The 24,702-nt window shown below is 61.5% G+C and carries 20 protein-coding genes; 9 read left to right on the top strand and 11 right to left on the bottom strand.

Annotated features, from left to right (window positions below):
- Positions 1 to 222 precede the first annotated feature (222 nt).
- Positions 223 to 993 (bottom strand): alpha/beta hydrolase, encoded by a 771-nt coding sequence (locus ND528_RS10015; protein ID WP_263470231.1) that lies wholly within the window; start codon positions 991 to 993, stop codon positions 223 to 225.
- 111 nt (positions 994 to 1,104) lie between these two features.
- On the opposite strand from ND528_RS10015, the gene ND528_RS10010 reads away from it, so the two are divergent.
- On the top strand, positions 1,105 to 2,064 hold the full coding sequence (locus ND528_RS10010) for an aldo/keto reductase (protein WP_263470230.1): 960 nt from the start codon (positions 1,105 to 1,107) through the stop codon (positions 2,062 to 2,064).
- A 6-nt stretch (positions 2,065 to 2,070) separates the two neighbouring features.
- Here ND528_RS10010 and ND528_RS10005 read toward each other — a convergent pair whose 3' ends face one another.
- Positions 2,071 to 2,964: a LysR family transcriptional regulator gene (locus ND528_RS10005; RefSeq protein ID WP_263470229.1), complete on the bottom strand. Its 894-nt coding sequence runs from the start codon at positions 2,962 to 2,964 to the stop codon at positions 2,071 to 2,073.
- Positions 2,965 to 3,060: 96 nt separating this feature from the next.
- On the opposite strand from ND528_RS10005, the gene ND528_RS10000 reads away from it, so the two are divergent.
- Positions 3,061 to 3,537 carry a (R)-mandelonitrile lyase gene (locus tag ND528_RS10000; RefSeq protein WP_263470228.1) on the top strand — a complete coding sequence of 159 codons (477 nt, stop codon included), beginning with the start codon at positions 3,061 to 3,063 and terminating at the stop codon, positions 3,535 to 3,537.
- A 338-nt stretch (positions 3,538 to 3,875) separates the two neighbouring features.
- On the opposite strand, the gene paoC is transcribed toward ND528_RS10000, so the two are convergent.
- The 4 genes from paoC to ND528_RS09980 form a co-directional block, all read right to left on the bottom strand.
- Entirely contained in the window at positions 3,876 to 6,074 is a 2,199-nt protein-coding gene (gene paoC / locus ND528_RS09995) for an aldehyde oxidoreductase molybdenum-binding subunit PaoC (RefSeq protein ID WP_212616585.1), read from the bottom strand.
- Positions 6,071 to 7,027 (bottom strand): FAD binding domain-containing protein, encoded by a 957-nt coding sequence (locus tag ND528_RS09990; protein ID WP_263470227.1) that lies wholly within the window; start codon positions 7,025 to 7,027, stop codon positions 6,071 to 6,073. Before ND528_RS09990 ends, paoC begins: the two co-directional genes overlap by 4 nt.
- On the bottom strand, positions 7,024 to 7,647 hold the full coding sequence (paoA, locus tag ND528_RS09985; protein ID WP_016775137.1) for an aldehyde dehydrogenase iron-sulfur subunit PaoA: 624 nt from the start codon (positions 7,645 to 7,647) through the stop codon (positions 7,024 to 7,026). The genes ND528_RS09990 and paoA overlap by 4 nt, the downstream gene beginning before the upstream one ends.
- A 270-nt stretch (positions 7,648 to 7,917) precedes the next feature.
- Positions 7,918 to 9,672 (bottom strand): L-lactate permease, encoded by a 1,755-nt coding sequence (locus tag ND528_RS09980; RefSeq protein WP_056789178.1) that lies wholly within the window; start codon positions 9,670 to 9,672, stop codon positions 7,918 to 7,920.
- 245 nt (positions 9,673 to 9,917) lie between these two features.
- Here ND528_RS09980 and ND528_RS09975 point away from each other — a divergent pair, with 245 nt between their 5' ends.
- A complete protein-coding gene (locus ND528_RS09975; RefSeq protein ID WP_263470226.1) occupies positions 9,918 to 10,124 on the top strand; it encodes a hypothetical protein in 207 nt (68 codons plus the stop codon).
- 51 nt (positions 10,125 to 10,175) lie between these two features.
- Here the strand turns inward: ND528_RS09975 and ND528_RS09970 are convergent, their stop codons facing one another.
- The gene (locus ND528_RS09970) at positions 10,176 to 10,457 is read right to left on the bottom strand and encodes a hypothetical protein (RefSeq protein WP_130909472.1); all 282 of its coding nucleotides are present in this window, start codon (positions 10,455 to 10,457) and stop codon (positions 10,176 to 10,178) included.
- Positions 10,458 to 10,736: 279 nt separating this feature from the next.
- Here ND528_RS09970 and ND528_RS09965 point away from each other — a divergent pair, with 279 nt between their 5' ends.
- The gene (locus ND528_RS09965; RefSeq protein WP_137214894.1) at positions 10,737 to 11,759 is read left to right on the top strand and encodes a hypothetical protein; all 1,023 of its coding nucleotides are present in this window, start codon (positions 10,737 to 10,739) and stop codon (positions 11,757 to 11,759) included.
- A gap of 90 nt (positions 11,760 to 11,849) precedes the next feature.
- Positions 11,850 to 12,470, top strand: a complete 621-nt coding sequence (locus ND528_RS09960; protein WP_024013291.1) for a TetR/AcrR family transcriptional regulator — start codon at positions 11,850 to 11,852, stop codon at positions 12,468 to 12,470.
- A 584-nt stretch (positions 12,471 to 13,054) separates the two neighbouring features.
- On the opposite strand, the gene preA is transcribed toward ND528_RS09960, so the two are convergent.
- From preA to hydA, 3 genes are all read right to left on the bottom strand, one after another.
- Positions 13,055 to 14,329 (bottom strand): NAD-dependent dihydropyrimidine dehydrogenase subunit PreA, encoded by a 1,275-nt coding sequence (preA, locus tag ND528_RS09955; RefSeq protein ID WP_071172797.1) that lies wholly within the window; start codon positions 14,327 to 14,329, stop codon positions 13,055 to 13,057.
- Positions 14,330 to 15,697: an NAD(P)-dependent oxidoreductase gene (locus ND528_RS09950; protein WP_263470225.1), complete on the bottom strand. Its 1,368-nt coding sequence runs from the start codon at positions 15,695 to 15,697 to the stop codon at positions 14,330 to 14,332.
- 155 nt (positions 15,698 to 15,852) lie between these two features.
- Positions 15,853 to 17,292, bottom strand: coding sequence for a dihydropyrimidinase (gene hydA / locus ND528_RS09945; RefSeq protein ID WP_263470224.1), 1,440 nt, complete (start codon positions 17,290 to 17,292; stop codon positions 15,853 to 15,855).
- 624 nt (positions 17,293 to 17,916) lie between these two features.
- Here hydA and ND528_RS09940 point away from each other — a divergent pair.
- The 4 genes from ND528_RS09940 to ND528_RS09925 all read left to right on the top strand — a co-directional run bounded on the left by ND528_RS09940 (position 17,917) and on the right by ND528_RS09925 (position 22,858).
- A complete protein-coding gene (locus ND528_RS09940) occupies positions 17,917 to 19,401 on the top strand; it encodes an NCS1 family nucleobase:cation symporter-1 (RefSeq protein WP_263470223.1) in 1,485 nt (494 codons plus the stop codon).
- Positions 19,402 to 19,478: 77 nt separating this feature from the next.
- Positions 19,479 to 20,762: a Zn-dependent hydrolase gene (locus ND528_RS09935; protein WP_263470222.1), complete on the top strand. Its 1,284-nt coding sequence runs from the start codon at positions 19,479 to 19,481 to the stop codon at positions 20,760 to 20,762.
- Positions 20,763 to 20,963: 201 nt separating this feature from the next.
- Positions 20,964 to 22,460, top strand: coding sequence for a helix-turn-helix transcriptional regulator (locus tag ND528_RS09930; protein WP_130910350.1), 1,497 nt, complete (start codon positions 20,964 to 20,966; stop codon positions 22,458 to 22,460).
- A 140-nt stretch (positions 22,461 to 22,600) separates the two neighbouring features.
- On the top strand, positions 22,601 to 22,858 hold the full coding sequence (locus ND528_RS09925; RefSeq protein WP_137214898.1) for a DUF1652 domain-containing protein: 258 nt from the start codon (positions 22,601 to 22,603) through the stop codon (positions 22,856 to 22,858).
- 1,068 nt (positions 22,859 to 23,926) lie between these two features.
- Here ND528_RS09925 and ND528_RS09920 read toward each other — a convergent pair.
- The gene (locus ND528_RS09920; RefSeq protein ID WP_041480848.1) at positions 23,927 to 24,694 is read right to left on the bottom strand and encodes an SDR family oxidoreductase; all 768 of its coding nucleotides are present in this window, start codon (positions 24,692 to 24,694) and stop codon (positions 23,927 to 23,929) included.
- Between the last annotated feature and the right edge of the window lie 8 nt (positions 24,695 to 24,702).

Here is a 24,702-nt window from a genome sequence, read left to right as displayed (position 1 = left end):
CTAGAGTGAGGGAGCCGTGTGTGGCGGCGCGAATGAGACTGAAGTTTTGGGACTTGGTTCAGTGGCGGCAAATGCAATTGGATTGCTGTTGTTTGAACCACTGCCTTCGCGAGCAGGCTCGCTCCCACATTGGACTTGCGGCGTACCCGGAACACCCGTGGGAGCGAGCCTGCTCGCGAAGGGGCCAGCCCGGCCAGCGCCTCTATCGCTGGGGAGCAACCACTAGCGATTCAACACATCCCCCATCCACCGCAAATACGCCCCCCGCTCGGAAATCGAGTTATGCCCCGAGTCCGGCACCACTTTCAGCGTCGCCACACCCGCAGGAAAACTCTCGAACAGCCGCTGTGTACTGCTGCGTCCAATCACTTCGTCATCACTGGCCGCCAACAGCAACGTCGGCGTGCGGATATGCGCCGCGTACTTGCCCGATTCAAAACGATCCTTGAGCAACCAGTTCACCGGCACCCACGGGTATTGCCGTGCGGCGATTTCCTCGAGGCTGTTGAACGGCGTCACCAGAATCAGATTCTGCACCGGCCGCTGACTGGCCAGGCGCACCGCCACCCCCGAGCCGAGGCTGCGTCCGATGACCGCAATCTGCGGGTGGCTGGCGTAGACCTGATCAAACAACGCCAGCGCATCTTCGGCAATCGCAGCTTCGGATGGCGAGCCGGTGCTGCCAGCGAAGCCCCGGTAATGCAGGAAATACAGCGCGTAGTCAGGAAACGCCTCAGTGAATTCCGGCAGATTTCGCGATACGTCCTCGGCATTGCCGCCGAAATAGATCAGCGCCCGCGTTCCGCTGCGCTCTCGAGTGGTCACCCAGACTTCAGCGTTCGGCATCGACAGCTTCATCCGCGAATCCGCTGCAACCACGGCGGCAGGCTGGGGAAACCAGATCAGCGAGCGCTGAAACACGAACAGCGCGGCGCACAGCACCAGGTACACGGCAATGATGAAAACGACGAGTGACATCAGGGTTCGGGACATTCGGCTACTTTTAACGGGGTGAGAGGTTGGCTGTGGCAGTGTAGTTCAGCGACTGCGCCTGACAGCCGGCGCACACACCGTGCAACAGATCCGCGCAGCAGGAGGACTCGCATGCGCCACACTGAGGGGTACTCACGTCGCCGCTTGCTCACGCTGGCTGCCCAAGCTGCGGCGCTGCTCACCATTGATCGGGCGTTGGCCAGCAGCGTAGCGCCGACCGCCACTGCGCCGCCCACGGCAGGAGACCAGACCATGCAGACCCGCGCCATCCCTTCCAGCTCCGAGGCACTGCCCATGGTCGGCTTGGGCACCTATCGCGGTTTCGACGTCGCTGCGGGCGATCCGGTTTACCGGCAATTGCCCGCCGTGCTCGAAGCGCTGTTCAGGAAGGGCGGCACGCTGATCGACAGCTCGCCGATGTACGGCCGCGCCGAGCAGACCACCGGTGAACTGCTGTCGATCCACGAACCGCGCTCGCCGGCGTTTCTCGCCACCAAGGTGTGGACGCGCGGGCGCGAGGAGGGCATCGCGCAGATGGAGCAGTCCTTCAGACTGCTGCAAACCGAGCGCATCGACCTGATGCAGATTCACAACCTGCTCGACTGGCAAACCCACTTGCCGACCCTGCGCGAATGGAAGGAGCAGGGGCGGATTCGCTACATCGGCATCACCCATTACACCTCGTCGGCCTATGACGAAGTCGAAGCGGTGTTGAAGGCCGAGAAGCTGGACTTTCTGCAAATCAACTACGCCCTCGATGATCGTGCGGTCGAGAAACGCATCCTGCCGCTGTGCCGCGAGCGTGGTGTGGCGGTGATTTGTAATCGGCCGTTTGGCGGCGGCGATTTGCTCGCCCGGCTCAAGGGCAAGCCGCTGCCGGCCTGGGTCTCGGATGTGCAGGTCAACAGCTGGCCGCAACTGGTACTGAAATTCCTGCTGGCGCACCCGGCGGTGACCTGTGTGATTCCCGGGACCAGCAATCCGCGCTACATGGCGGACAACGCCGGCGCTGGTTTTGGGCCGATGTTGACCGATGCGCAGCGGCATCAGTTGATTGCGTTGCTGGGCTGAGCCGGGTCAACCGCGATAGCGCAACGCCTCCAGCAACAACGCAAACGCTGGCGCTGCCTGGCGTCGGCTCGGGTAGTACAGGTGATAACCGGAAAATGTCGGGCACCAGTCTCCAAGCACCTGGACCAGGCGACCGTCGGCGAGAAAGGGCGCGACGACGTTTTCCGGGATGTAGCTCAGACCGAATCCGTCCAGTGCAGCGTCGAGCAACGGGTATACGCCATTCAGGGTGACCTGCCCGGCAACGCGCACCTTCAGACTTTCACCGTCCTTTTCGAACTCCCACGAATACAGCCCGCCATTGGTTGGCAGGCGCAGGTTGTTACAGGCGTGGTCGGTCAGGTCGCGCGGGGTTTGCGGCGGATCGCGCCGGGCGAAGTAGGCGGGGGAGCCGACCACGGCCATGCGCATATCCGGACCGATACGGGTGGCGATCATGCCTTGGGCGACGTCTTCGCCCAGGCGCACACCGGCATCGAAGCCCTGGCCGGCGATGTCGACGAAACCATAGTCACAGCAAACCTCGACCGACACATCCGGGTATTGGGGCAGGAAATCCTGCAACACCGGACGCAGGATCCAGTTCAGCGAATGGTCGGTGGCGCTGATGCGGATCTTGCCCGCCGGAGTTTCACGCAGGTTGCTCAGGGCGGCCAGTTCCCCTTCGATTTCATCGAAGCGCGGACCGATGGTTTGCAGCAAGTGTTCGCCGGCCTCGGTCGGCGAAACGCTGCGCGTGGTGCGGGTCAGCAGGCGCAGGCCGAGACGCGCTTCGAGACTGCGGATGGTGTGGCTGAGCGCCGATTGCGACACGCCAAGTTTGGCCGCGGCCTTGGTGAAACTGCGTTCACGGGCGACGGCGAGAAAGGCGAGCAGGTCGGTGGCATTTTCCCGAAGCATTGATGATTTTCCTGCATAAGTTTTTTCGGATTCTAGTCGATTATCCAAAGAGTGCGGATCGCTACAGTGGTTGCATCATTTATTGGAGGAAATGCCATGAACCCGATTGCTGCTTCCGCACTGACGCTCTCGCTGCTGGCTGGTGAGGTGCAGGCCACCGAAAATCCCCGCGTCACGGTCACACCGAATGGCTCGCAACCTTCGGCCAAAGGCCCTGCTGACTGGTTTACCGGCACGGTGCGGGTGGATGCGCCGTTCAAAGGCACCGATGAGGCGCGGATCAGCGGCGCGACCGTGACGTTCGAGCCGGGCGCGCGCACGGCATGGCATACCCATCCGCTGGGACAGACATTGATCGTCACCTCGGGGGCAGGCTTGGTGCAGGAGTGGGGCCAGCCAGTGCGTGAAATCCGCCCGGGCGATACCGTGTGGATTGCCCCGGGCGCCAAGCACTGGCACGGGGCAGCACCGACGACGGCGATGAGTCATATCGCGATTGCCGAAGTGCTGGATGGCAAGGTGGTGGACTGGATGGAGCAGGTCAGTGATGAGCAATATCCAAAGACCGAGTGAAACCGTGCCCCTCACCCCAGCCCTCTCCCGAGGGAGAGGGAGCCGATTGGGGGATGCTGGAGACGTTCGGCATTCTGTAAGCGTGGTGGTGAATCCACTCGACCCCTAGCACCCCATGCAGGTGCGCTAACAGCATGCGGCTCACCCCAGGCGTCTCCCGGGGGAGTGGGAGCCGACCGGGGTGTCTTGCGATGTGCATCGACCTGAACTTGCCGTTGCGATTATGGATACACAGAAAGACTTTCACGTCGCTGCACATCCTGAATATACCCGGATCGGTCCCCTCTCCCTTTGGGAGAGGGCTAGGCGGGCGGCGTTCCGATGAGGGGCTTTTCGCTTCAGATCATCTCCGGCAATGAATCCAGAATCTTGTCCAGCGTAATCGGATACTCGCGCACCCTCGCGCCGGTGGCGTTGTAGATCGCATTCGCCACCGCCGCACTAACGCCGCATATCCCCAATTCACCCACGCCCTTGGCCTTCATCGGTGATGAAATCGGGTCGGTTTCTTCGAGGAAGATCACTTCCTGATGCGGAATGTCGGCGTGCACCGGCACCTCGTATCCGGCCAGGTCATGGTTGACGAAGAAGCCCAGGCGCTTGTCCACCGCCAGCTCTTCCATCAATGCCGCGCCGACGCCCATGGTCATCGCGCCGATGACCTGACTGCGCGCCGACGTCGGGTTGAGGATCCGTCCCGCAGCGCACACCGCGAGCATGCGCCGTACGCGAACCTCGCCAGTGGCGGCATCGACGGCGACTTCGACGAAGTGCGCGCCGAAGGTCGATTGCTGATATTTCTCGGCCAGATCACCGAACTCGATGCTGTCCTCGCCGACCAGCGCGCCGCCTTCAGCCGCGTTGCGCAGCGGCAGGCTCTTGCTGCCGACCCGCACCTGTGCATCGGCAAACTCCGCCTGATCCGCGGCCAGCCCGAGCTTGGCCGCCACCGCTTCGCGCAGTTTCACGCACGCAGCGTAGACCCCAGCGGTGGAGCAGTTGCCGCCGAACTGGCCACCGGAACCGGCCGACACCGGGAAGTCCGAATCGCCCAGACGCACCACTACATCATCCAGACCAACGCCCATCATCTCGGCGGCGGTCTGCGCGATGATCGTGTAGCTGCCGGTGCCGATATCGGTCATGTCCGTTTCAACAACGACCTTGCCATCACGCTCCAGGCGCACGCGGGCGCCGGACTTGACCAGCAGGTTGTTGCGAAACGCCGCCGCCACGCCCATGCCGATCAGCCAGCGGCCTTCACGACGGGTGCCCGGTTGCGCCTTGCGCTGATCCCAGCCGAATTTCTCCGCGCCGATCTGCAGGCATTTGACCAGTTGGCGTTGGGAGAACGGCCGCTCGGTTTTCACCGGGTCGACTTGAGTGTCGTTAGCGATGCGGAACAGCACCGGGTCCATCTTCAGTTGTTCGGCCATTTCGTCCATGGCGATTTCCAGCACCATCAGCCCCGGTGCTTCACCCGGCGCACGCATGGCATTGCCTTCAGGCAAGTCGAGCGGGGCGAGGCGCATGCTGACGCGGCGGTTTTCTGCGGCGTAGAGCAACTGGCTCGGTTGCGCGGCCAATTCGACCTTGCCGTCAGCGAGGTTGCCTGACCAGCCTTCATGGGCGATGGCGGTCAGCTTGCCGTCCGCCGTTGCGCCCATGCGGATGCGTTGGATGGTTGCTGGGCGATGGGTGGTGTTGTTGGCCATCTGCGGGCGAGCGAGGGCGACTTTCACCGGTCGGCCAGCCATGCGCGCGCCGAGAGCGGCGAGGATCACGTCGGCGCGGATGAACAGCTTGCCGCCGAAACCACCGCCGATGTACGGCGAGACCAAACGGACTTTTTCCTTCGGCAGGCCGAGGGTTTTCGCGATGTCACCGACACTCCAGGCGACCATCTGGTTCGACGTCCACACCGTCAGTTGATCGCCTTTCCACGCGGCTAATGTTGCGTGCGGTTCCATCATCGCGTGGGACTGGTCTGGTGTGGTGTAGGTCTGATCGAACTGCACCGGCGCGGCGGTGAAGGCCTTGTCGAAGTCGCCGTGATTGACGTCCGGCAGCTCGTCTTTCGGCTCGACGCCGAGGTCTTTGACGCTGGCCAGATCGAACTTGCCTTCGCTGGTCTCGTAATCGACCCTGACCAGTTGCGCGGCGGCGCGGGCCTGTTCGAAGGTTTCGGCAACCACCAATGCAACGGCTTGCTGGTAGTGCTGCACTTCGGGACCGGCGAGCAGATGTGCGGCGTTGTAATCGCCTTTGTCGAGCTTGCCGGCATTCTCGGCAGTGACGATTGCGAGTACGCCGGGCGCGGCTTTGGCTTCGTCGAGATGAATGGCTTTGATCCGCCCTTTGGCGATCGCCGAGTCGACCATGAAACCGTAGGCCTGATTGGCCGCCGCTTCATGTTGCTCGTAGGCGTAAGTGGCCTGGCCGCTGGTTTTCAACGGGCCTTCGATGCGCTCGGTGGGCTGGCCGACGACCTTCAGGCGGTCGATGGGATTGGTGGTGGCGGGCGTGTCGAATTTCATGCGGTTTCCCTCGCTTGCGCCAACACCGAAGCCAGCGTGCGCTCGACCAGTGTCAGTTTGAATTGGTTGTCATCGGTGGGTGTCGCGCCTTCGAGCAGGCGTTCGCTGACCGCTTTGGCGCCCTTGGGCAACAGCGCTTCAGCGGCTTCGACCCGCCACGGTTTCGGCGCAACGCCGCCGACGGCGACACGGCCGGTGCCGTCCTTTTGCAGGATCAGACCGACTGAAACAAGGGCAAACGCGTAAGACGAGCGATCGCGGACCTTGTGATAAATGTGCGTGCCGCCGACCGGTGCCGGCAGGGTCACGGCGGTGATGAACTCGCCGGGCGTGAGGCTGGTTTCGATGTGCGGCGTGTTGCCCGGCAATTGATGGAAATCGGCCATGGGAATGCTGCGCGTGCTGCCGTCAGGCTTGACCGTTTCGATCTGCGCATCGAGTGCGCGCATGGCAATGGCCATGTCGCTCGGGTGGGTGGCGATGCAAGCGTCGCTGACGCCGATGATCCCCAACTGCCGGGTGACCCCGCCGATCGCCGCGCAACCGCTGCCGGGGTTGCGTTTGTTGCAGGCCTGGTGGGTGTCGTAGAAGTACGGGCAGCGGGTGCGTTGCAGCAGGTTGCCGGCGGTGGTCGCCATGTTGCGCAACTGCCCGGAAGCCCCGGCGAGCAGGGCGCGGGAGAGCAGGGTGTAGTCCTTGCGCACGCGCGCGTCGGCGGCCAGATCAGTGTTGCGCACCAGCGCGCCGATGCGCAGTCCGCCTTCGGGTGTTGCTTCGATCTGGTCCAGGCCGAGGTGGTTGATATCGATCAGGTGCACCGGGGTTTCGATGTCGAGTTTCATCAGGTCAAGCAGGTTGGTGCCGCCGGCGATGAACTTGGCGCCTTCGACTTGCGCAGCCTGGGAAGCGGCTGCGGCAGGCGAGTCGGCGCGGCTGTAATTGAAGGCTCTCATGCCGGCACCTCCGCGACTTCAGTGATGGCTTCGATGATGTTCGAGTACGCGCCGCAGCGGCAGATATTGCCGCTCATGCGCTCTTGCAGTTCGGCGGCGATCAGCTTCGGCGGCTCGGTCAGGCTCGGGCTGACGTGGCTGGGAATGCCGTCGCGGATTTCCTTGAGCACCGCGACCGCCGAGCAGATCTGCCCAGGGGTGCAATAGCCGCACTGGTAACCGTCGTGCTTGATGAACGCGGCCTGCATCGGGTGCAGCTTGTCCGGCATGCCGAGGCCTTCGATGGTGGTCACCTCACTGCCGTCGTGCATCACTGCCAGGGTCAGGCAGGAGTTGATCCGCCGACCATCGGCGATCACCGTGCAGGCGCCGCACTGGCCGTGGTCGCAGCCTTTCTTGGTGCCGGTCAGGTGCAGGTGTTCGCGCAGGGCGTCGAGCAGGGTAGTGCGGGTGTCTACTTCGAGGGTTTGCGGTTTACCGTTGACTTGCAGGGTCACTTTACTCATGGCCGGTTGCTCCAGACTGGCCGCGTAGGCCTTGAGGCTGATAAAGGGGGGCATGGCGAACGCCGTCGCGGTTACGGCGCCGAGGATCATGAAGTTGCGTCGGGAAATCGGCATGGTTCGATTCCTTTTCTCTCATCGGGCGGCAGGATTGCAAAAGGCCCAAACGGGCGCGCCGGCATGCATGCCAGTCTCGTAAAAGGAGTGACCGCAGCGGGAGGGAAAAGGTTTTGTCGGATTTGCGCTAAAGAGTTATGTGCGCAGCTCATCAATAGACCCGTGGGAGCGAGCCTGCTAGCGAAAGCGTCGGGTCAGACCCAGCCGCTGCTGGATGTGCCGACCTCTTCGCGAGCAGGCTCGCTCCCACAGTGGAGATGTGTTTTTCAGTTATGGCCCACCCACCACCATCGAGGTAAACGGTGCGACGTACGCCTGCAACGTCACCAGCCCGCCGACCAGGATCGCCAGCACGATCGAGTGGAAGAACACATAACGCAGGATCTCGCCCTCATGCCCGTACCAACGGGTTGCGGTCGAGGCAACGACGATCGACTGCGCATCGACCATCTTGCCCATCACCCCACCGGAACTGTTCGCTGCCGCCATCAGCACCGGGCTGATACCCAGTTGTTCCGAGGTCACCCGTTGCAAGCCGCCGAACAGCACGTTCGAAGCGGTGTCGGAACCGGTCAGCGCAACTCCCAGCCAACCGAGCAAAGTGCCGAACATCGGATAGAAAATCCCCGTCGCCGCGAACGCCAGGCCCATGGTCGCATCCAGCCCCGAATAGCGGGTGAGGAAGCCCAGCGCGAGCATCGCCGCAATGGTGATCAACGAAAATCGCACCACCCACAACGTGCGCAGGTACTGCTTGATCAGTTGCGGGATCGAATAACCCATCAGCAGACCGCCGACGATCGCCGCCAGCAAAATCCCGCTGCCGGTCGCGGTCAGCCAGGTGAACTTGTAAATCGCTTCCTCGGCTTTCGGCGCTGCGACAACCGGCGGCACTTTTTCTATTTGCAGGTGCAGACCGGTGAAGGTCACCGCTGGGGCGAAGATCGGGTTGGCCTCGCGCACCGGTTTGCCTTGCGGGTCGAGCTTGGCCGATTGCGTGACCGGGTCGATCACCGGGCGCGTGTCGAACATGTTCTTGAAGCCCTGCGTGCCCCAGGCAAAAACGAACACCGTGAGAATAATCCACGGCATCCACGCACGCATCACTGCCGGGCGCGCCTGATCGCTGAACGCAGCGCTGGCGGTGACTGTTTCTTCATCGACTTTCGAGTTGTCGACGCGCCCGGACAGCGCTGCCGAGGTGTGGATGGTCGCCGGTTTCCACACCTTGAGGAACAGCGTCAGACAGGCCATGGATATCAGCGCAGCGATGACGTCCACCAGCATCGGCCCGTGGTAGTTGGACACGAGAAATTGCGGGATGGCGAAACTCACCCCGGCCACCAGAATCGCCGGCCACACCTCGAGCATCTTGCGCCACCCGGCAAACGCCCAGATCAGCCAGAACGGCACCAGCACCGAGAAGAACGGCAGCTGCCGGCCAACCATCATCGACAGCTCCATCTCGTCCAGCCCGGTGACTTTGGCCAGGGTGATGATCGGCGTGCCCAGCGCACCGAAAGCCACTGGCGCAGTGTTGGCGATCAGCGCCAGGCCCGATGCGGCCAATGGCGAAAAACCCAGGCCGATCAGAATCGCCCCGGTCACCGCCACCGGCGTGCCAAACCCCGCCGCACCTTCGAAGAACGCGCCGAAGCAGAAGGCGATCAGCAGCAACTGCAAACGTCGGTCATCGGTGATCCGCGCTAGGGAATCCTGCAGCACTTTGAACGAGCCGTTTTCGGTGGTCAGGCGATGCAGAAAGATGATGTTGAGCACAATCCAGCCGATCGGCAGCAAGCCATTCGCCGCGCCGAACAACGCCGCCGAACCGGCCATGCCCGCCGGCATGTCGAAGGCGAAGATCGAGATCAGTAGGGCGGACGCCAGTGCCAGCAATGCTGCCAGGTGCGCCTTGACGTGAAAGAACGCCAGCGCCGCGAGCATCACCACCACCGGCACTGCGGCCATCAGCGTAGAGAGCACCGGGTTGCCGAACGGGTCGTAGATTTGCTGCCAGACCATGGTCCACCTCTGCTTGTTGTTATTGAGGGTGCAGATCCATTGCATGGGGGTTGGTTGCAAGCAGTATAGGTGGCATTACGCCGCCGTTCGGCCGTGGCGAACGGGCCGACAAACGGTCGATAGTGGCCACTGAATCAACGCGCTTTTGCCCGGTCGTATCTGCGGCTGCGCGCACTGCGTCCCGAAGACGCGGGGCAGCGTGGCGATTTCCGTCGTCAAGACCTTGGGTTTTAGGGAAGTGTTGAATGAAGCAAGCGACAACCATGCTGCTCACTGTGACCGCCGCCGTATTGCTCAGCGGCTGTATTGCGGATTTTGATGATGACCATCGCCATGGCCGGCACTACGACCGCGACCATGGCGGCTATTACGACCATGACCGGCGCTGGGACGACCGCGATGACGACCGCCGCGATGGCCGTCGTTATCACCGTGATCGCGATGATGACTGATTGAATGAAGAGGGCGTTCCCATCAAAGGAACGCCCTCTGTGCATCAGCCTTCAGCTGAAAAAACGAGCGTTCGCCTGGACGCGGGATCGCGCAGGCACCGAGGCCTCGTGATCGAGCAAATGGGTGGCGAGTATGTCGCTCAGAAAGCGGAACTGATCGTTGAGGCCGACCACTTCATTGCTGAAATGGTTGCTGGCGGCGGGCATCAGCAGATCGTCGAAATCCTTGTTGAACACCAGCGTCTGCGCCTTGCGCGGCACGACGTGCTGTTGGTAGTAGTTGCTGCCGAACACCGGGAAACTCACGGCGAGGGTGACTTGGGTGTGAATCATGATGTGAACGCCTCGTTGTGTTTCGGATGGGTCAATCGTGCCTTTCATCAAGGGAGGGCGGAAGGCAATCGTGGCGATGGTGGATATCGATGGCGGTGATGGTTGAGGTTTGCGGTGCTGCTGATGGCGCCTTCGCGAGCAGGCTCGCTCCCACAGGTGCAAGGCATTCAAATGTGGGAGCGAGCCTGCTCGCGAAGAGGCCGGAACCTTCAGCATCGAAATCGACTGACCTGCCTATACTCAAACCAGCATCTCCCCAAGCCAAAGGACACCACCACCGTGAACCCACGCGCGCTGGTCGTCGCCGCACTGCTTTTGCTCGCCGGCTGCGCCACCTCGGCCCGGGCGCCGGTGAGTGCGCCGCAGGCGGTGGTGGTGTCGGCGCAAACCTGGCAGCAGATCGACCGCGAGATCCTCAGCGCATCGCAACAGGCCACCGAGCAGGTCAAGCTGTTCGCCCGTGGCTCGATGGAACATTGGCGCACTCGGGTCTATCAGCAAACTGAAGAAAATTTCATCCCCTGGTTCAGCAGCTACTGGACCCAGGAATGGCTGTCGATGAAGGTCAGTTGGTACACGATCAGCGCCGGTGGTGAGCAGGACGCTTCGGCGAAACGGCTGGCGGCGTATCTGCTTGAGCAATATCAGGAAAAAGTCCTTGCGCCGGTCGCCGTGGAGATCGATCCGGACGCGATCCTGGCGCAGGCCACGGCGTTCTACGCGCAATTGATGGCGCAGCAGATGCCGCTCATCGCCCAGCGTCATGGTGTGCCGATTGCGCAGCTCAACGGCCGCTTGCAGAAGATCCCGGCCATCGCCCTTGGCCCACCGCCGGCGCGGGATGCTTCGCTGTTCAAAGTCATCAGCACCGAGCCGCTCAACACCCTCCCGGCGTACGCCGCACTGATCGACAAGATCCACACCGACGGCGGCGCCAAGGGCATCTCTTCCACCGAAGCAGCCATGGCCCCGGTGGCCAAGCGCGCCAGCCAACGCATCGAGGCAGAAATGGCCCCGCGCGGCGCCGCCAGTGCGGTGGCGGCAGCGGCGGGTAAACTCGCCGGGGCGATGATTTCGGTCGGCGTGGCCGGCATACGCGCCATCATCCAGGCCAACGACCGCCACGACAGCGAAGCGCTGATCCGCAGCAGCCTCGGCAACACCTTCGACAAGGCCTGGCAGAAGCTGCTGCAGAACCCGACCACGGGGGTGATGGCCGGCACACTGCACATGGCCGGGCAGGTCGAAGGTAATCTGGGCGTGAGTGAACCAACGCCTATCGGTGTGAGCGCTGTGCCATAGCGCTTGTACCTGCGAAGTTTTGTTGGCGGCGGTCGCGCCCGGATCAGAGCGGATGCTAGTCTTGCGCAACGCTGTTGTCAGGGAGCCCACATGGGCAATCACAAGATCGAAATTCGCCGCAGTAACGTCGAGAAAATCCTGCTGGCGGCGGAAAAGGTTTTCGCCGAGAAAGGCTTCGGCAGCACCGCCATGGCGGACATCGCTGCCGAAGTGCAGTTGCCGCGTTCCAATCTGCATTACTACTTCAGCACCAAAAGCGAGCTGTACAGCGCGGTGCTGTTCGATCTGCTGGAAGTGTGGAAGCAGGACGCGCTGTGCTTCGAGATGTTCGACGACCCGCGCGTGGTGCTGAGCAGTTACATCCGCGCCAAGATGAACCACTCACGCAGCCGGCCGTATGGCTCGAAAGTCTGGGCCAACGAGATCATCCACGGCGCGCCGACCCTGGGCGAGGCGCTGGATGCGAGCCTGTATGACTGGGCGAAGATGAAGGAAGCGAAGATTCGCCAGTGGGTCGAGGACAAGCGGATTCTGCCGGTGGAGCCGTCGGGCTTGCTGTACATGATCTGGGCGTCGACCCAGCACTACGCCGACTTTGATCATCAGGTGAATATTCTGAATGATCACCAGCCGTTGTCGGATATGCAGTTCGAGCGGGCGGTGCAGACAGTGACGGGTGTGATTTTGCGCGGGATCGGGCTGGAACCCTGAAGAGCACAATCAAGGGCCTACCCTCACCCCAGCCCTCTCCCAGAGGGAGAGGGGGCCGACCGAGGTGTATTGAGAGGTACACCGACCTGAAAGACCGTGTCGATTATGGATGCAAAGCAGTCCTGCCTGTGAACCCCGGTCGATTCTGGATTCACAACAACTCTTACAGGTCGGCGGAGTTTGTCAGCATCCCCCAATCAGTCCCCTCTCCCAGAGGGAGAGGGGGCCGACCGAGGTGTATTGAGAGGTACACCGACCTGAAAGACCGTGTCGATTATGGATGCAAAGCAGTCCTGCCTGTGAACCCCGGTCAATTCTGGATTCACAACAACTCTTTCAGGTCGGCGAAGTTTGTCAGCATCCCCCAATCAGTCCCCTCTCCCAGAGGGAGAGGGGGCCGACCGAGGTGTATTGAGAGGTACACCGACCTGAAAGACCGTGTCGATTATGGATGCAAAGCAGTCCTGCCTGTGAACCCCGGTCGATTCTGGATTCACAACAACTCTTACAGGTCGGCGGAGTTTGTCAGCATCCCCCAATCAGTCCCCTCTCCCTTTGGGAGAGGGCTAGGGTGAGGGGCTTTTTCAGACTGCAACGTGATACGGATTGCGCGGATCATGATTCCAGTCCAGAAACGGCTTGCCCGTGTCCATCGGTACCATCTCGATGCAGTCGGCCACGGGGCAGGTGATCTGGCACAGGTTGCAGCCCACACATTCCTCATCGATCACTTCATATTTATGCGTACCGTCGGCCTGTTTCAGACTGCCGATCGCCTGGTGTGAGGTGTCCTCACAGGCGATGTGGCAACGCCCGCAACCAATGCACGCCTCCTGGTCGATCTTTGCGATGACCTGGTAGTTGATATCTAGGTATTTCCAGTCGGTGGTGTTGCCCACCGCACGCCCGGAAAACTCGGCGATATTGGCGTAGCCCTGGCTGTCCATCCACCGCGACAGGCCATCCTTCATCTCTTCGACAATGCGGAAACCATGCAGCATCGCCGCCGTGCACACCTGCACCGCGCCGCTGCCCAGCGCCATGAACTCAGCGGCGTCGCGCCAGCTGCCGATGCCGCCAATGCCGCAGATCGGCAAGCCCTGGGTCTGCGGATCACGGGCAATTTCCGCGACCATGTTCAGCGCAATCGGCTTGACCGCCGAACCGCAATAACCGCCGTGGGTACTTTTGCTGCCGACGGTGGGGAGGGCGACCATGTGGTCCAGGTCGACGCTGGTGATCGAGTTGATCGTGTTGATCAGCGACACCGCATCGGCGCCACCACGATGCGCCGCCCGGGCAGCGACGCGGATGTCGGTGATGTTCGGGGTGAGTTTGACGATCACCGGCAGCGAGCAGTACGTCTTGCACCAGCGCGTCACCTGTTCGACATACTCCGGCACCTGGCCGACCGCTGCGCCCATGCCGCGTTCGGGCATGCCGTGGGGGCAGCCGAAGTTGAGCTCGATGCCGTCGGCGCCAGTGGCCTCGACCAGCGGCAGAATGTGTTTCCACGACTCCTCGACACACGGCACCATCAGCGACACGATAAGCGCGCGATCCGGCCAATCCTTCTTCACTTGGGTGATTTCGCGCAGGTTGATTTCCAGCGAGCGGTCGGTGATCAGTTCGATGTTGTTGATGCCCAGCACTTCGCGATTGGCGCCGTAATGCGCCGAATAACGCGAGGAAACGTTGACCGCCGCCGGATCCTCACCCAGGGTTTTCCAGACCACGCCACCCCAGCCCGCTTCGAAGGCGCGAACCACGTTGTAGGCCTTGTCGGTGGGTGGCGCAGAGGCCAGCCAGAACGGGTTGGGCGCTTTGATACCGGCGAAGACTATCGAGAGATCGGCCATTTACGCAGCCTCCACGTTGAGCATCAGTTGAGCGTTGATCGCCTCGGCGGCGCGTTTGCCGTGCTGCACTGCTTGCACGGTGAGGTCCTGATCGAGGCTGGTGCAGTCGCCGCCGGCGTACACGCCGGGGACGCTGGTGCGCAGGTTTTCATCGACCTCGATGCGTTCACCCTGACGCTTGAGTTCGCGCGCCAACGGATCGCTGAGCGCGCTGTCATCGAAGTTCTGGCCGATGGCTTTGAAGATCGCATCGGCAGCCAGCTCAAAGGTTTCTCCGGTGGTTTGCAGACGCCCTTCAACCAGATCGGTGCGGGCGAAACGCATGCCGCGCACGCGGCCCTGATCATCGAGCAACACTTGCTCCGGCTGGGCCCAGGTCAGCAATCGCACCTGATTGGCTTTGGCGATGTCCTGCTCATGGTGGGTGGCGCCCATGTCTGCCGCACCACGGCGATACACCAGGTTCACATCGTGCGCGCCGAGGCGGGCCATCTGCACCGCCATGTCGATCGCGGTGTTGCCGGCGCCGAGAACGATGCAGCGTTCAGCCAAGGGCAGTTGCGTGAGGTCATCGGCCTGGCGCAGTTCGCGGATGTAATCGGTGGCGGCGAGCAGGCCCGGCGCGTCTTCGTGGGCCAGACCGAGTTGCTTGCTGGCATTCAGGCCGAGGCCGAGGAATACCGCGTCGAACTGCTGATGCAGTTCGCTGAGGGTGAGGTTTGCACCGAGTTTCTGGCCGTGGCGGATTTCTATCCCGCCAATCTGCAGGAGAAAGTCCAGCTCCTTCTGCGCGTAGTCATCGACCAGTTTGTACTTGGCAATGCCGTACTCGTTGAGCCCGCCGGCCTTTTCCCGTGCTTCGAAAATCACCACGTCATGCCCGTGCATCGCGCTGCGATGGGCGCAGGACAACCCGGCCGGCCCGGCGCCGACCACGGCGATACGTTTGCCCGTGGCCGGGGCGCGCAGGAAAGGGTGCTGGGCGAAATGCGCGTTGTCCACGGCATAGCGTTGCAGCAGACCAATCAGCACCGGCGCGCACTCCTGCGCGTTGTTGCGCACGCAGGCCTGCTGGCAGAGGATTTCCGTCGGACAGACCCGCGCGCAACTGCCGCCGAGGATGTTTGCCGACAGGATTTTCTGCGCCGCGCCCTGGACGTTGTCCTGATGGATATTGCGGATGAACGACGGGATGTCGATTTCGCTGGGGCATGCATTGACGCAAGGCGCGTCGTAGCAATACAGGCAGCGCGAGGCTTCCAGATGCGCCTGCCGGGCATTGAGCGGCGGCGCCAGATCAGTGAAATGGCCGGCGAGGGCGGCCGTGCTTTCGTGCGGGTGGGGGAGGTGGTTCAGGGTCTCGATCACGGTTTATGGCCTCATGGCTAATTGAGGTGCTGCCTCTGGTGGGCAGTGGTTTTATGGCGTCAGGGAGGGCCTCTTCGCGAGCAGGCTCGCTCCCACATTTGCAATGCGCTCAACTGTGGGAGCGAGCCTGCTCGCGAAGGCCGAAGGCCTGGATTTCAGCGTTTAACGGCAACTGGTTTATGCAACTCCGCCCGCTTGCTCAACAAATCAAACACCGCCGGGTAGGCCGGCCGTTCGATGTAGCGTCCGGCGCCGCGTTCGGCGCGCAGGTCGCCATCGGCCCAGACCACCCGGCCCTGGCTGACGGTGTGACTCGGCACGCCGCGCACGGTCTTGCCTTCGAAGATGTTGAAGTCCACCTGCTGATGGTGGGTCTTGGCGGAAATGGTCCGAGTGCCTTGCGGATCCCACAGCACCAGATCGGCATCGGCGCCCACGCGGATCGCACCTTTGCGTGGATAGAGATTGAATATCTTCGCGGTGTTGGTGGAGGTCAGCGCAACGAAATCCTGCATCGACAATCGTCCGGAGTTGACGCCTTCATCCCACAACACCGCCATACGGTCTTCGATACCGGCGGTGCCGTTGGGGATCTTGCTGAAGTCGTCGCGGCCGGCGGCTTTCTGTTCGGCGCAGAAGCAGCAGTGGTCGGTGGCGGTGGTGTGCAGATTGCCGTTCTGCAGCCCGTGCCACAGCGCCTCCTGGTGGCCGCGCGGACGGAACGGCGGGCTCATCACGTAGCCGGCGGCGGTCTGCCAGTCCGGGTGTTGATAGACGCTGTCGTCGAGCAGCAAGTGCCCGGCCAGTACCTCGCCGTAAACCGGCTGGCCCTTGCTGCGGGCATAGGTGATTTCGTCCAGAGCTTCCTGGGTGGAAACGTGCACCAGGTACAACGGCGTGCCGATGGTTTCGGCAATGCGGATCGCCCGGCTCGCGGCTTCACCTTCGACCTGCGAAGGTCGCGACAGCGGATGCGCCTCCGGCCCGGTAATGCCCTGAGCCATCAACTTGCGTTGCAGGTGATAGACCAGTTCGCCATTTTCCGCGTGCACGGTCGGCACCGCACCGAGTTCCAGACAGCGCTCGAAACTCGCCACCAGAGTGTCGTCGGCGGCCATGATCGCGTTCTTGTAGGCCATGAAATGCTTGAAGCTGTTGATGCCGTGGTGGCTGACCAGCTCGGCCATTTCCTCGCGCACCTGCTCGCTCCACCAGGTGATCGCGACGTGGAAGCCATAGTCCGACGCAGATTTTTGCGCCCAGCCGCGCCACTGATGAAACGCTTCCATCAGCGATTGCTGCGGGTTGGGAATCACAAAATCGATGATCGACGTGGTGCCGCCGGCCAGACCCGCCGCCGTGCCACTGTAGAAATCCTCACTGGCCACGGTGCCCATGAACGGCAGTTGCATATGCGTATGCGGATCGATGCCGCCGGGCATCAGGTACTGGCCACTGCCGTCGAGCACTTCGGCGCCGGCGGGAATGTCGAGGTTTTCACCAATGGCTTTGATCACGCCGTCAGCGCAATAGACGTCGGCGCGGTAACTTTCATCATGGGTAACAACGGTGGCGCCACGGATCAACAGAGACATTCCGGATTCCTCGCAGGCATGACCGACTTGTGCCGGTTCTAGATGTTTTATTGAAGTACAGCGGCGCAGTTCGTATTCCTGTCATCGCTGTCAGGAATAGAAAATAGTCGCGATTTCAAGAATGATCAAGAATATTTTTTATAAGCTTATAGCTTGTTTAAGCTACTGAAAAATAACGATAAAAACTACAAATCACCAAAATGGTGAGGCTGCTCACCATTTTGACGCACTTGACAGGATGGAAATATGAGCAAGATTTCCTATGTGAAATCAGCCGCTTGAAGTTGTGCTGCGGTTGCGGGTTCACCGACAAAAATAAATGCAGTGCACCAGTTTGAGTCCTGACACTTCGGACAACTTGCCCGACGTTTAGCCTGAGCGTTCAGACAAGTTTTCCCGGACTCATCGAATATTCAATTAAAACTGATTAATATCAGAAAGTTGCATAGCGTGCAGTGCACCGCTCAAGCGTTCAGCGCCAGACCCGGCACGTTTATTGATGCCGCCGCTGACACCATGGCCGGTGCATGAAAGTTGTCAGTTCCTCCGGCCATCGTCCGGCTGGCGTCGTGTGCGCCAGCCGCCTGATGAGCAAAAAATAATCAGAAGAACAGTGGAGCGGCCATGCAACAGATCAGATCGCAAGTGACCGAGCGCGACGGCTTGTACGAGCTCGAAGCCGGCAGCGACGTCCTCGACAGTCCCCGTTACAACCACGACATGGCACCGACCAAGGTGCGCGAACGCACCTGGAACAAATGGCACATCACCGCGCTCTGGGTCGGCATGTCGATCTGCGTGCCGACCTACACTCTCGGCGGCGTGCTCACCGCGTATTTCGGCTTGAGCGTCGGCGAAGCGCTGTTGGCGATTCTGTTTGCCAACGTCATCGTGTTGATTCCACTGACCCTCAATGCCTTCCCCGGCACCAAGTACGGCATTCCGTTTCCGGTGCTGCTGCGCTCGTCGTTCGGCATTCTCGGTTCCAACGTGCCGTGCCTGATCCGCGCGTTGGTGGCGTGTGGCTGGTTCGGCATCCAGACCATGTTCGGCGGCTTGGCGATTCACCTGTTTCTCGGCTCGGTGTTCGAGGGCTGGAAATCCCTCGGCGGCACCGGCGAGGTGATCGGTTTCATGGTGTTCTGGGCGCTGAATCTGTGGGTGGTGATTCGCGGTGCCGAGTCGATCAAATGGCTGGAAACCTTGTCGGCGCCATTACTGGTGGCGGTGGGCATCGGCCTGCTGGTGTGGGCGATGCCCAATGTGTCGATGACTGAGTTGCTGGCGATCCCGCCCAAGCGTCCGGAAGGCGCCAGCGTGGTCAGTTACTTCGCCGCAGGGCTGACGGCGATGGTCGGGTTCTGGGCCACGCTGTCGCTGAACATTCCCGATTTCAGTCGCTACGCCAAGAGCCAGAAGGATCAGATCCTCGGGCAGATTTTCGGCCTGCCGCTGACCATGTTCCTCTTCGCCGCGCTGGGCGTGGTGATGACCGCCGCATCGGTGAAACTGGTCGGCGTCACCGTGTCCGACCCGGTCACGCTGATCGGCCATATCCAGAGCCCGGTGTGGGTCGCTGTGGCCATGGCGCTGATCATCGTTGCCACGCTGTCGACCAACACCGCCGCGAATATCGTCTCGCCAACCAATGACTTCCAGAACATCGCGCCAAAGGTGATCAACCGCACCAAAGCGGTGTTACTGACTGGTCTGGTCGGGCTGGTGCTGATGGGCCATGAACTGCTGAAAAAGCTTGGCCTGATCGTTTCCGACATCAGCCTGGAAACCGTGTATTCAAACTGGCTGCTGGGCTACTCGAGCCTGCTCGGGCCGATCGCCGGGATCATGGTGGTGGATTATTTCCTGATCAAGAAACAGCAATTGGACCTGGCCGGTCTGTACCGCGATGACGTGTATCCGGCGTGGAACTGGGCGGGTTTTCTCGCCTTTGGCGTGCCGGTGGCGCTGACCTTGCTGTCGCTGGGCAGCGATGCGTTCAGCTGGTTCTACAGCTATGGCTGGTTCACCGGCTCGGCGTTGGGCGGAGTGATTTATTACGGGTTGTGTGTGATGCGGGCGCAGCCTTCTGCCGTGAAAACAGCGGTGTGAACAAGGGCCTGCTCGCGAAGGCGATGTTGCACACGCCAGAGAAATATCCATAAGAAAACCAGTCTGAGGAGATCCCCATGAACGCAGCCGTAGACGTTCTGCAATCCACCCATCAGCACATCAACCGCGATCGCCTCTGGGCCTCGCTCATGGAACTGGCGAAACTCGGTGCCACGGTCAAGGGCGGCGTCTGTCGCCTGGCCCTGACCGACCTCGACCGCCAGGCCCGCGACCTGTTCGTGCAGTGGTGCAAGGACGCCGGTTGCAGCGTCACGGTCGATGCCGTCGGCAACATTTTCGCCCGCCGCGCCGGGCGCAACCCGAGCCTGCCGCCGGTGATGACCGGCAGCCACATCGACACTCAACCCACCGGTGGCAAGTTCGACGGTTGCTTCGGCGTACTCGCCGGCGTCGAAGTGCTGCGCACCCTCAACGACCTTGGCGTGGAAACTGAAGCGCCGCTGGAAGTGGTGGTCTGGACCAACGAAGAGGGCTCCCGCTTCGCCCCGTGCATGATGGGCTCCGGGGTCTTCGCCGAGAAATTCACCCTCGAAGAAACCCTCGCCAAGGTCGATGCCGACGGCGTCACCGTTGGCGAGGCGCTGAACGCCATCGGCTACGCCGGCCCGCGCAAGGTCAGCGGGCACGCGGTCGGCGCGTATTTCGAAGCGCACATCGAGCAAGGCCCGATCCTTGAAGATGAAGAGAAAACCATCGGCGTGGTACTCGGCGCGCTCGGGCAGAAGTGGTTCGACCTGAAATTGCGCGGCGTCGAAGCCCACGCCGGCCCGACGCCGATGCACCTGCGCAAGGATGCCTTGGTCGGCGCTTCGGTGATCGTCGGCGCCGTCAACCGCGCCGCCCTCGGCCATCAGCCCCACGCCTGCGGCACGGTTGGCTGCCTTCAGGCCTATCCCGGCTCGCGCAACGTGATCCCCGGCGAAGTGCGCATGACCCTCGACTTCCGGCATCTGGAGCCGGCGCGGCTGGATTCGATGATTGCCGAAGTGAAACAAGTCATCGATGCGACCTGCGAAGAGCACGGCCTCACCTACGAACTGACCCCGACCGCCGAGTTCCCGCCGCTGTACTTCGAAAAGGGCTGCGTGGAGGCGGTGCGCGGCGCCGCGAAAGGGCTGGGTCTGTCGCACATGGACATTGTCAGTGGCGCCGGGCATGACGCTATTTTCCTCGCCGAACTCGGTCCGGCCGGGATGATCTTCGTGCCGTGCGAGGGCGGGATCAGCCATAACGAAATCGAAAATGCAGCGCCGGATGATCTCGCGGCGGGGTGCGCGGTGTTGCTAAGGGCGATGCTTGCCGCTTCGGCGATGGTGGCGGCCAGCGAGCGAGCCGCCTAAGGTAAACACACCCAGTAAACCTGTGGGAGCGAGCCTGCTCGCGAATGCGCCGGGTCAGTCACCGAATGGTCTATCTGACCCAGCGCATTCGCGAGCAGGTTCGCTCCCACAGGGGATTTCTGGCGATTTTGAGGCCGCGGCACGATCCCGAACCGCTGCGGTCGTACTCTTCACCTAGCCGCATCACAGTGTGGAGATCCAATGAGCCAGGAAGTCCTGACCACCGAAACCAACCGTCGCCAGTTGCAGCAGATCATCGCCGGGCTGTCGGACGGGGTGATTCTGCTGGAACTCGACAAAAGCATTCTCTGGGCCAACGAAGCGGCGCTGACCATGCACGGTGTCAGCACCATCGGTGATCTGGGCAGCAACGCCGACGAGTACGCCAAACGCTTCACGCTGCGCTATCGCAACAATCATGTCTTGCCGCCGGACAACTACCCGATCAGCCGCGTCGCCCGCTGCGAGGCGTTCAATGATGTGCTGATCGAAGTCTCGTCCGTGGACGACCCGGAGCGTGTCTGGGTGCACAGCGTGCGCAGCATGGTGCTCACCGACCGCGTCGGCCAGCCCGAGTCGCTGGTGCTGATCATGAGCGACGTCACCGACTGGGCCAACGCCGAGCTGCGCTTCGAAAAAACCTTCAACGCCAACCCCGCGCCGGCGGTGATCTGTCGTCTCAGCGATTTGCGCTATATCAAGGTCAACCCGGGCTTTCTGGAAATGACCGGCTATACCCGCGATCAGGTGATTGGTACCTCCGCCTACGAAATCGACATTTTCGAGCAGGCCGACCAGCGCGATCTGGCTGTTCAGCGCTTGCGCGATGTCGCGACCATTCCGCAGATGCAGGCGGAACTGCGCCTACCCGACGGTGGCAGTAAACAGGTGATCGTGGCCGGTCAGCCGCTGCTGCTCAATGACGAGAATTGCATGCTGTTCTCTTTCGTCGACATGGAGCCCCGGCGCCGGGTCGAAGTGGCCTTGCGTCAGAGCGAGGAGCGCTTTGCCAAGGCTTTTCGTCTGACTCCGGTGCCGATTCTGATCTGCACCGCTGACAAGCAGGAGGTCATCGACGTCAACCAGGCGTTCCTCGATACCCTGGCCTATGACAGCGATGACGTGCTTGGCAAAACCGTGACGCAGTTGAGCTTCATCCACGATGACGGCGCGCGCACCCGGTTATTGTCGGCGTTGGCGAAGAACGGTCGGGTCGATCGGGTAGATGTGCCGGTGCGCAAGAAGGACGAGGAGTTGCTGGAATGTGCGGTCTCGGCCGACACCGTGAACATTCACGACACGTCCTGCTATTTGCTGGTGCTGATGGACATGACCGAGCGCAAGCGCACTGAGCTTGAGCTGGTCGCGGCGATTGAAGAGGTGATGAAGGATGCGTCGTGGTTCAGCCGGACGCTGATCGAGAAGCTGGCCAACGTGAAGAAGATCAACTCGCCGCAGCTGCCAAGTGCCTCGTTCACTGACCTGACGGCCCGTGAGCGCGATGTGCTGGGACTGATCTGTGAAGGACTGGCGGACAAGGAGATCGCCGCGCGGTTGAAACTGGCGCCCAATACCGTGCGCAATCATGTTGCCACTGTGTACTCGAAAATCGATGTGCATAGCCGCAGCGAGGCGATCGTCTGGGCTCGGGAGCGTGGTTTGTTTTCGGGAGAGTGGGGCACCAAGGGCCAGCGATGAGGGGTGCAAATGCACTAGTTACAAGGGTGCAAATTCATGTATTGGCCAAGGCGTTGTGTTCTTAGGCTGGTGGGGTGCGGTGTAGACCATTTCGGGTTTGCGATCGTGCCCCTTCTGAAACAGTCATAGGAACAACGTCAATGATGAATCTTGCGCAGTTGCGCGCTCGGCTCGAGCACAGTTTTGCGCCGCTGGCTTGTGAGTGTTCGGTGGATGGTGATCATTCGCTGACGGTCAAGTTGTATCACCCGGATTCGGGGCAGGTGGATCTGGTGATCAGTGGGCTGGATCTGGCTTCGCTGCGTTCGCCTGAGGCGGTTGAGGCGTTGGTGGGGGAGTTGCGGTATGAGCTTGAGAGCAATTCCCTGCGTTCTTCGCGGGATCCGGATTTGGCTTAAGCGCGCTTTGGGTCTTGGCGGCCTTTGGGCCGGCCATGCTCTGGGGGGGGGGGTATATCCGTTTTTTTGGGTGTTGCGGCTGGCGGTTTCGCCCTTACGGCGAGTCCCTTTTGGCAAACGCCCCAAAAGGAACCAAAAGGTCTTCGCCCTGACGTTCGGCCCGCTCGCTGAGGCTCGGGGTTCCTTCGCTCCGGGATTGATCCTGGCGCAGCGGCTACGGTTTGCTTCGCTGCACCTCCTTCCGCTGTGTCTGGCTGCGCCAGACGGTCGCTGCGCTCCCACGCCCGGATCAATCCCTCCACTCAGCCTGCCGACGGGCTCCAGGATCAAAAGCTACTCGAGCTTGCGCTCATTGTTGAGTGGGGCGGCTTCGCCGCGGGCAGCTGCGCTGCTTTTGCTTTTCTGTGGGAGCGAGCCTGCTCGCGAAGGCGGCCTGACAGCCGACCTGGTTGTTACTGAATTCACTCGATCAAAACTGTAGGAGTGAGCCTGCTCGCGATGAGGCCCTCGCCGACAACCATAATCCCAATCCAGGCTTCTGCTGGAAAATCTACGCAAAACCGACAGCCAATCCCACCCAATCACCCCAATCCACTGGCGCTAACAAAGTGCTCAGCTATAAAGAATGAGTGGTCAGGTCTTCCGCGGCCGGTTGGGTTGCGGGAGTTTGTCTCTCTTCACCGCGGGTCGTCCTATGAATAATCCTGGGAAACGCGTATTGCCGTTGGCTTTTCTTGCTGTGCTGTTGGCCGGTTGTTCCAGTCCTCCACCGCCTGCGCCTGTCGCGCCGCCGCCTCCGCCGGAACGTCGGTGTGAGGTGCTGGAGAATACTGAGGTTGCCGGGGATATGTATGTCGATGGGCAGGTAACGCGCCACATCACCACTACCCGTTGCATAACCCAATAAGATTCGCGATTCCTCGATTGCACGAGGCCAGGAACCCTGCAGTAACCCTGTGGGAGCGAGCCTGCTCGCGAAGGCGTGGTGTCAGTCAAAACATAGCTGACTGACACAACGCTTTCGCGAGCAGGCTCGCTCCCACACGTGTTAGCAATTTGCCCTCGAAATCAGGACAGGAATCCGCCATCCACATTCAGCGCCACGCCGGTGGTGTAGCTCGACGCATCGCTGGCCAGGTATAACACTGCGCCGGCCATTTCACTCGGGTCGGCCACGCGTTTGAGCGGGATCTGGGTCAGTGCCTGTTTCAGAATCGCATCGTTCTTGACCAGGGCCGAGGCGAATTTGGTGTCGGTCAGTCCCGGGAGCAGGGCGTTGCAGCGGATGCCGAATTGCGCGCATTCCTTGGCGAAGACTTTGGTCATGTTGATGACCGCCGCTTTGGTCACCGAATAGATGCCCTGGAAGATGCCCGGGGAGATGCCGTTGATCGAGGCGACGTTGATGATGCTGCCGCCACCGTTTTCGCGCATCAGCTTGCCGGCTTCGACCGACATGAAGAAATAGCCACGAATGTTCACATCGACGGTCTTCTGGAATGCACCCAGATCGGTGTCGAGCACGTTGCAGAATTGCGGGTTGGTCGCGGCGTTGTTGACCAGGATGTCGAGGCGGCCGAATTGTTCCTTGATCCCGGCGAAGACCTGGCTGATCTGCTCCATCTCACCGATGTGGCAGGCCACGGCTGTTGCCTTGCCGCCGGCGGCGATGATGGCGTCGGCGACGTGTTGGCAGCCTTCGAGCTTGCGGCTCGAGACGATCACATGGGCGCCTTGCTGGGCCAGCAGTTTGGCGATGGCTTCACCGATGCCACGGCTGGCGCCGGAGACGAAAGCGATTTTGCCGTCGAGGTCGAACAACTGAGTCTTGGACATGGGTTTCC

The organism is Pseudomonas mercuritolerans, from assembly GCF_025706525.1.
Classification (GTDB): Bacteria; Pseudomonadota; Gammaproteobacteria; order Pseudomonadales; family Pseudomonadaceae; genus Aquipseudomonas; species Aquipseudomonas mercuritolerans.
The sequence above is the reverse complement of the archived record's forward strand: the minus strand, read 5'-3'. Positions and strand labels throughout refer to the sequence as shown.

Excerpts from the sequence above, each read along its gene's own strand:
- ND528_RS09960 (WP_024013291.1), top strand. The coding sequence starts at position 11,850 with ATGGGCAATCACAAGATCGAAATTCGCCGCAGTAACGTCGAGAAAATC.
- ND528_RS09975 (WP_263470226.1), top strand. The coding sequence starts at position 9,918 with ATGAAGCAAGCGACAACCATGCTGCTCACTGTGACCGCCGCCGTATTG.
- hydA (WP_263470224.1), bottom strand. The coding sequence starts at position 17,292 with ATGTCTCTGTTGATCCGTGGCGCCACCGTTGTTACCCATGATGAAAGT.
- paoC (WP_212616585.1), bottom strand. The coding sequence starts at position 6,074 with ATGAAATTCGACACGCCCGCCACCACCAATCCCATCGACCGCCTGAAG.
- ND528_RS09970 (WP_130909472.1), bottom strand. The coding sequence starts at position 10,457 with ATGATTCACACCCAAGTCACCCTCGCCGTGAGTTTCCCGGTGTTCGGC.
- ND528_RS09920 (WP_041480848.1), bottom strand. The coding sequence starts at position 24,694 with ATGTCCAAGACTCAGTTGTTCGACCTCGACGGCAAAATCGCTTTCGTC.
- ND528_RS10010 (WP_263470230.1), top strand. The coding sequence starts at position 1,105 with ATGCGCCACACTGAGGGGTACTCACGTCGCCGCTTGCTCACGCTGGCT.
- ND528_RS09990 (WP_263470227.1), bottom strand. The coding sequence starts at position 7,027 with ATGAGAGCCTTCAATTACAGCCGCGCCGACTCGCCTGCCGCAGCCGCT.
- ND528_RS10005 (WP_263470229.1), bottom strand. The coding sequence starts at position 2,964 with ATGCTTCGGGAAAATGCCACCGACCTGCTCGCCTTTCTCGCCGTCGCC.
- ND528_RS10000 (WP_263470228.1), top strand. The coding sequence starts at position 3,061 with ATGAACCCGATTGCTGCTTCCGCACTGACGCTCTCGCTGCTGGCTGGT.
- ND528_RS09980 (WP_056789178.1), bottom strand. The coding sequence starts at position 9,672 with ATGGTCTGGCAGCAAATCTACGACCCGTTCGGCAACCCGGTGCTCTCT.
- preA (WP_071172797.1), bottom strand. The coding sequence starts at position 14,329 with ATGGCCGATCTCTCGATAGTCTTCGCCGGTATCAAAGCGCCCAACCCG.
- ND528_RS09930 (WP_130910350.1), top strand. The coding sequence starts at position 20,964 with ATGAGCCAGGAAGTCCTGACCACCGAAACCAACCGTCGCCAGTTGCAG.
- ND528_RS09935 (WP_263470222.1), top strand. The coding sequence starts at position 19,479 with ATGAACGCAGCCGTAGACGTTCTGCAATCCACCCATCAGCACATCAAC.
- ND528_RS09940 (WP_263470223.1), top strand. The coding sequence starts at position 17,917 with ATGCAACAGATCAGATCGCAAGTGACCGAGCGCGACGGCTTGTACGAG.
- paoA (WP_016775137.1), bottom strand. The coding sequence starts at position 7,647 with ATGCCGATTTCCCGACGCAACTTCATGATCCTCGGCGCCGTAACCGCG.
- ND528_RS09925 (WP_137214898.1), top strand. The coding sequence starts at position 22,601 with ATGATGAATCTTGCGCAGTTGCGCGCTCGGCTCGAGCACAGTTTTGCG.
- ND528_RS10015 (WP_263470231.1), bottom strand. The coding sequence starts at position 993 with ATGTCCCGAACCCTGATGTCACTCGTCGTTTTCATCATTGCCGTGTAC.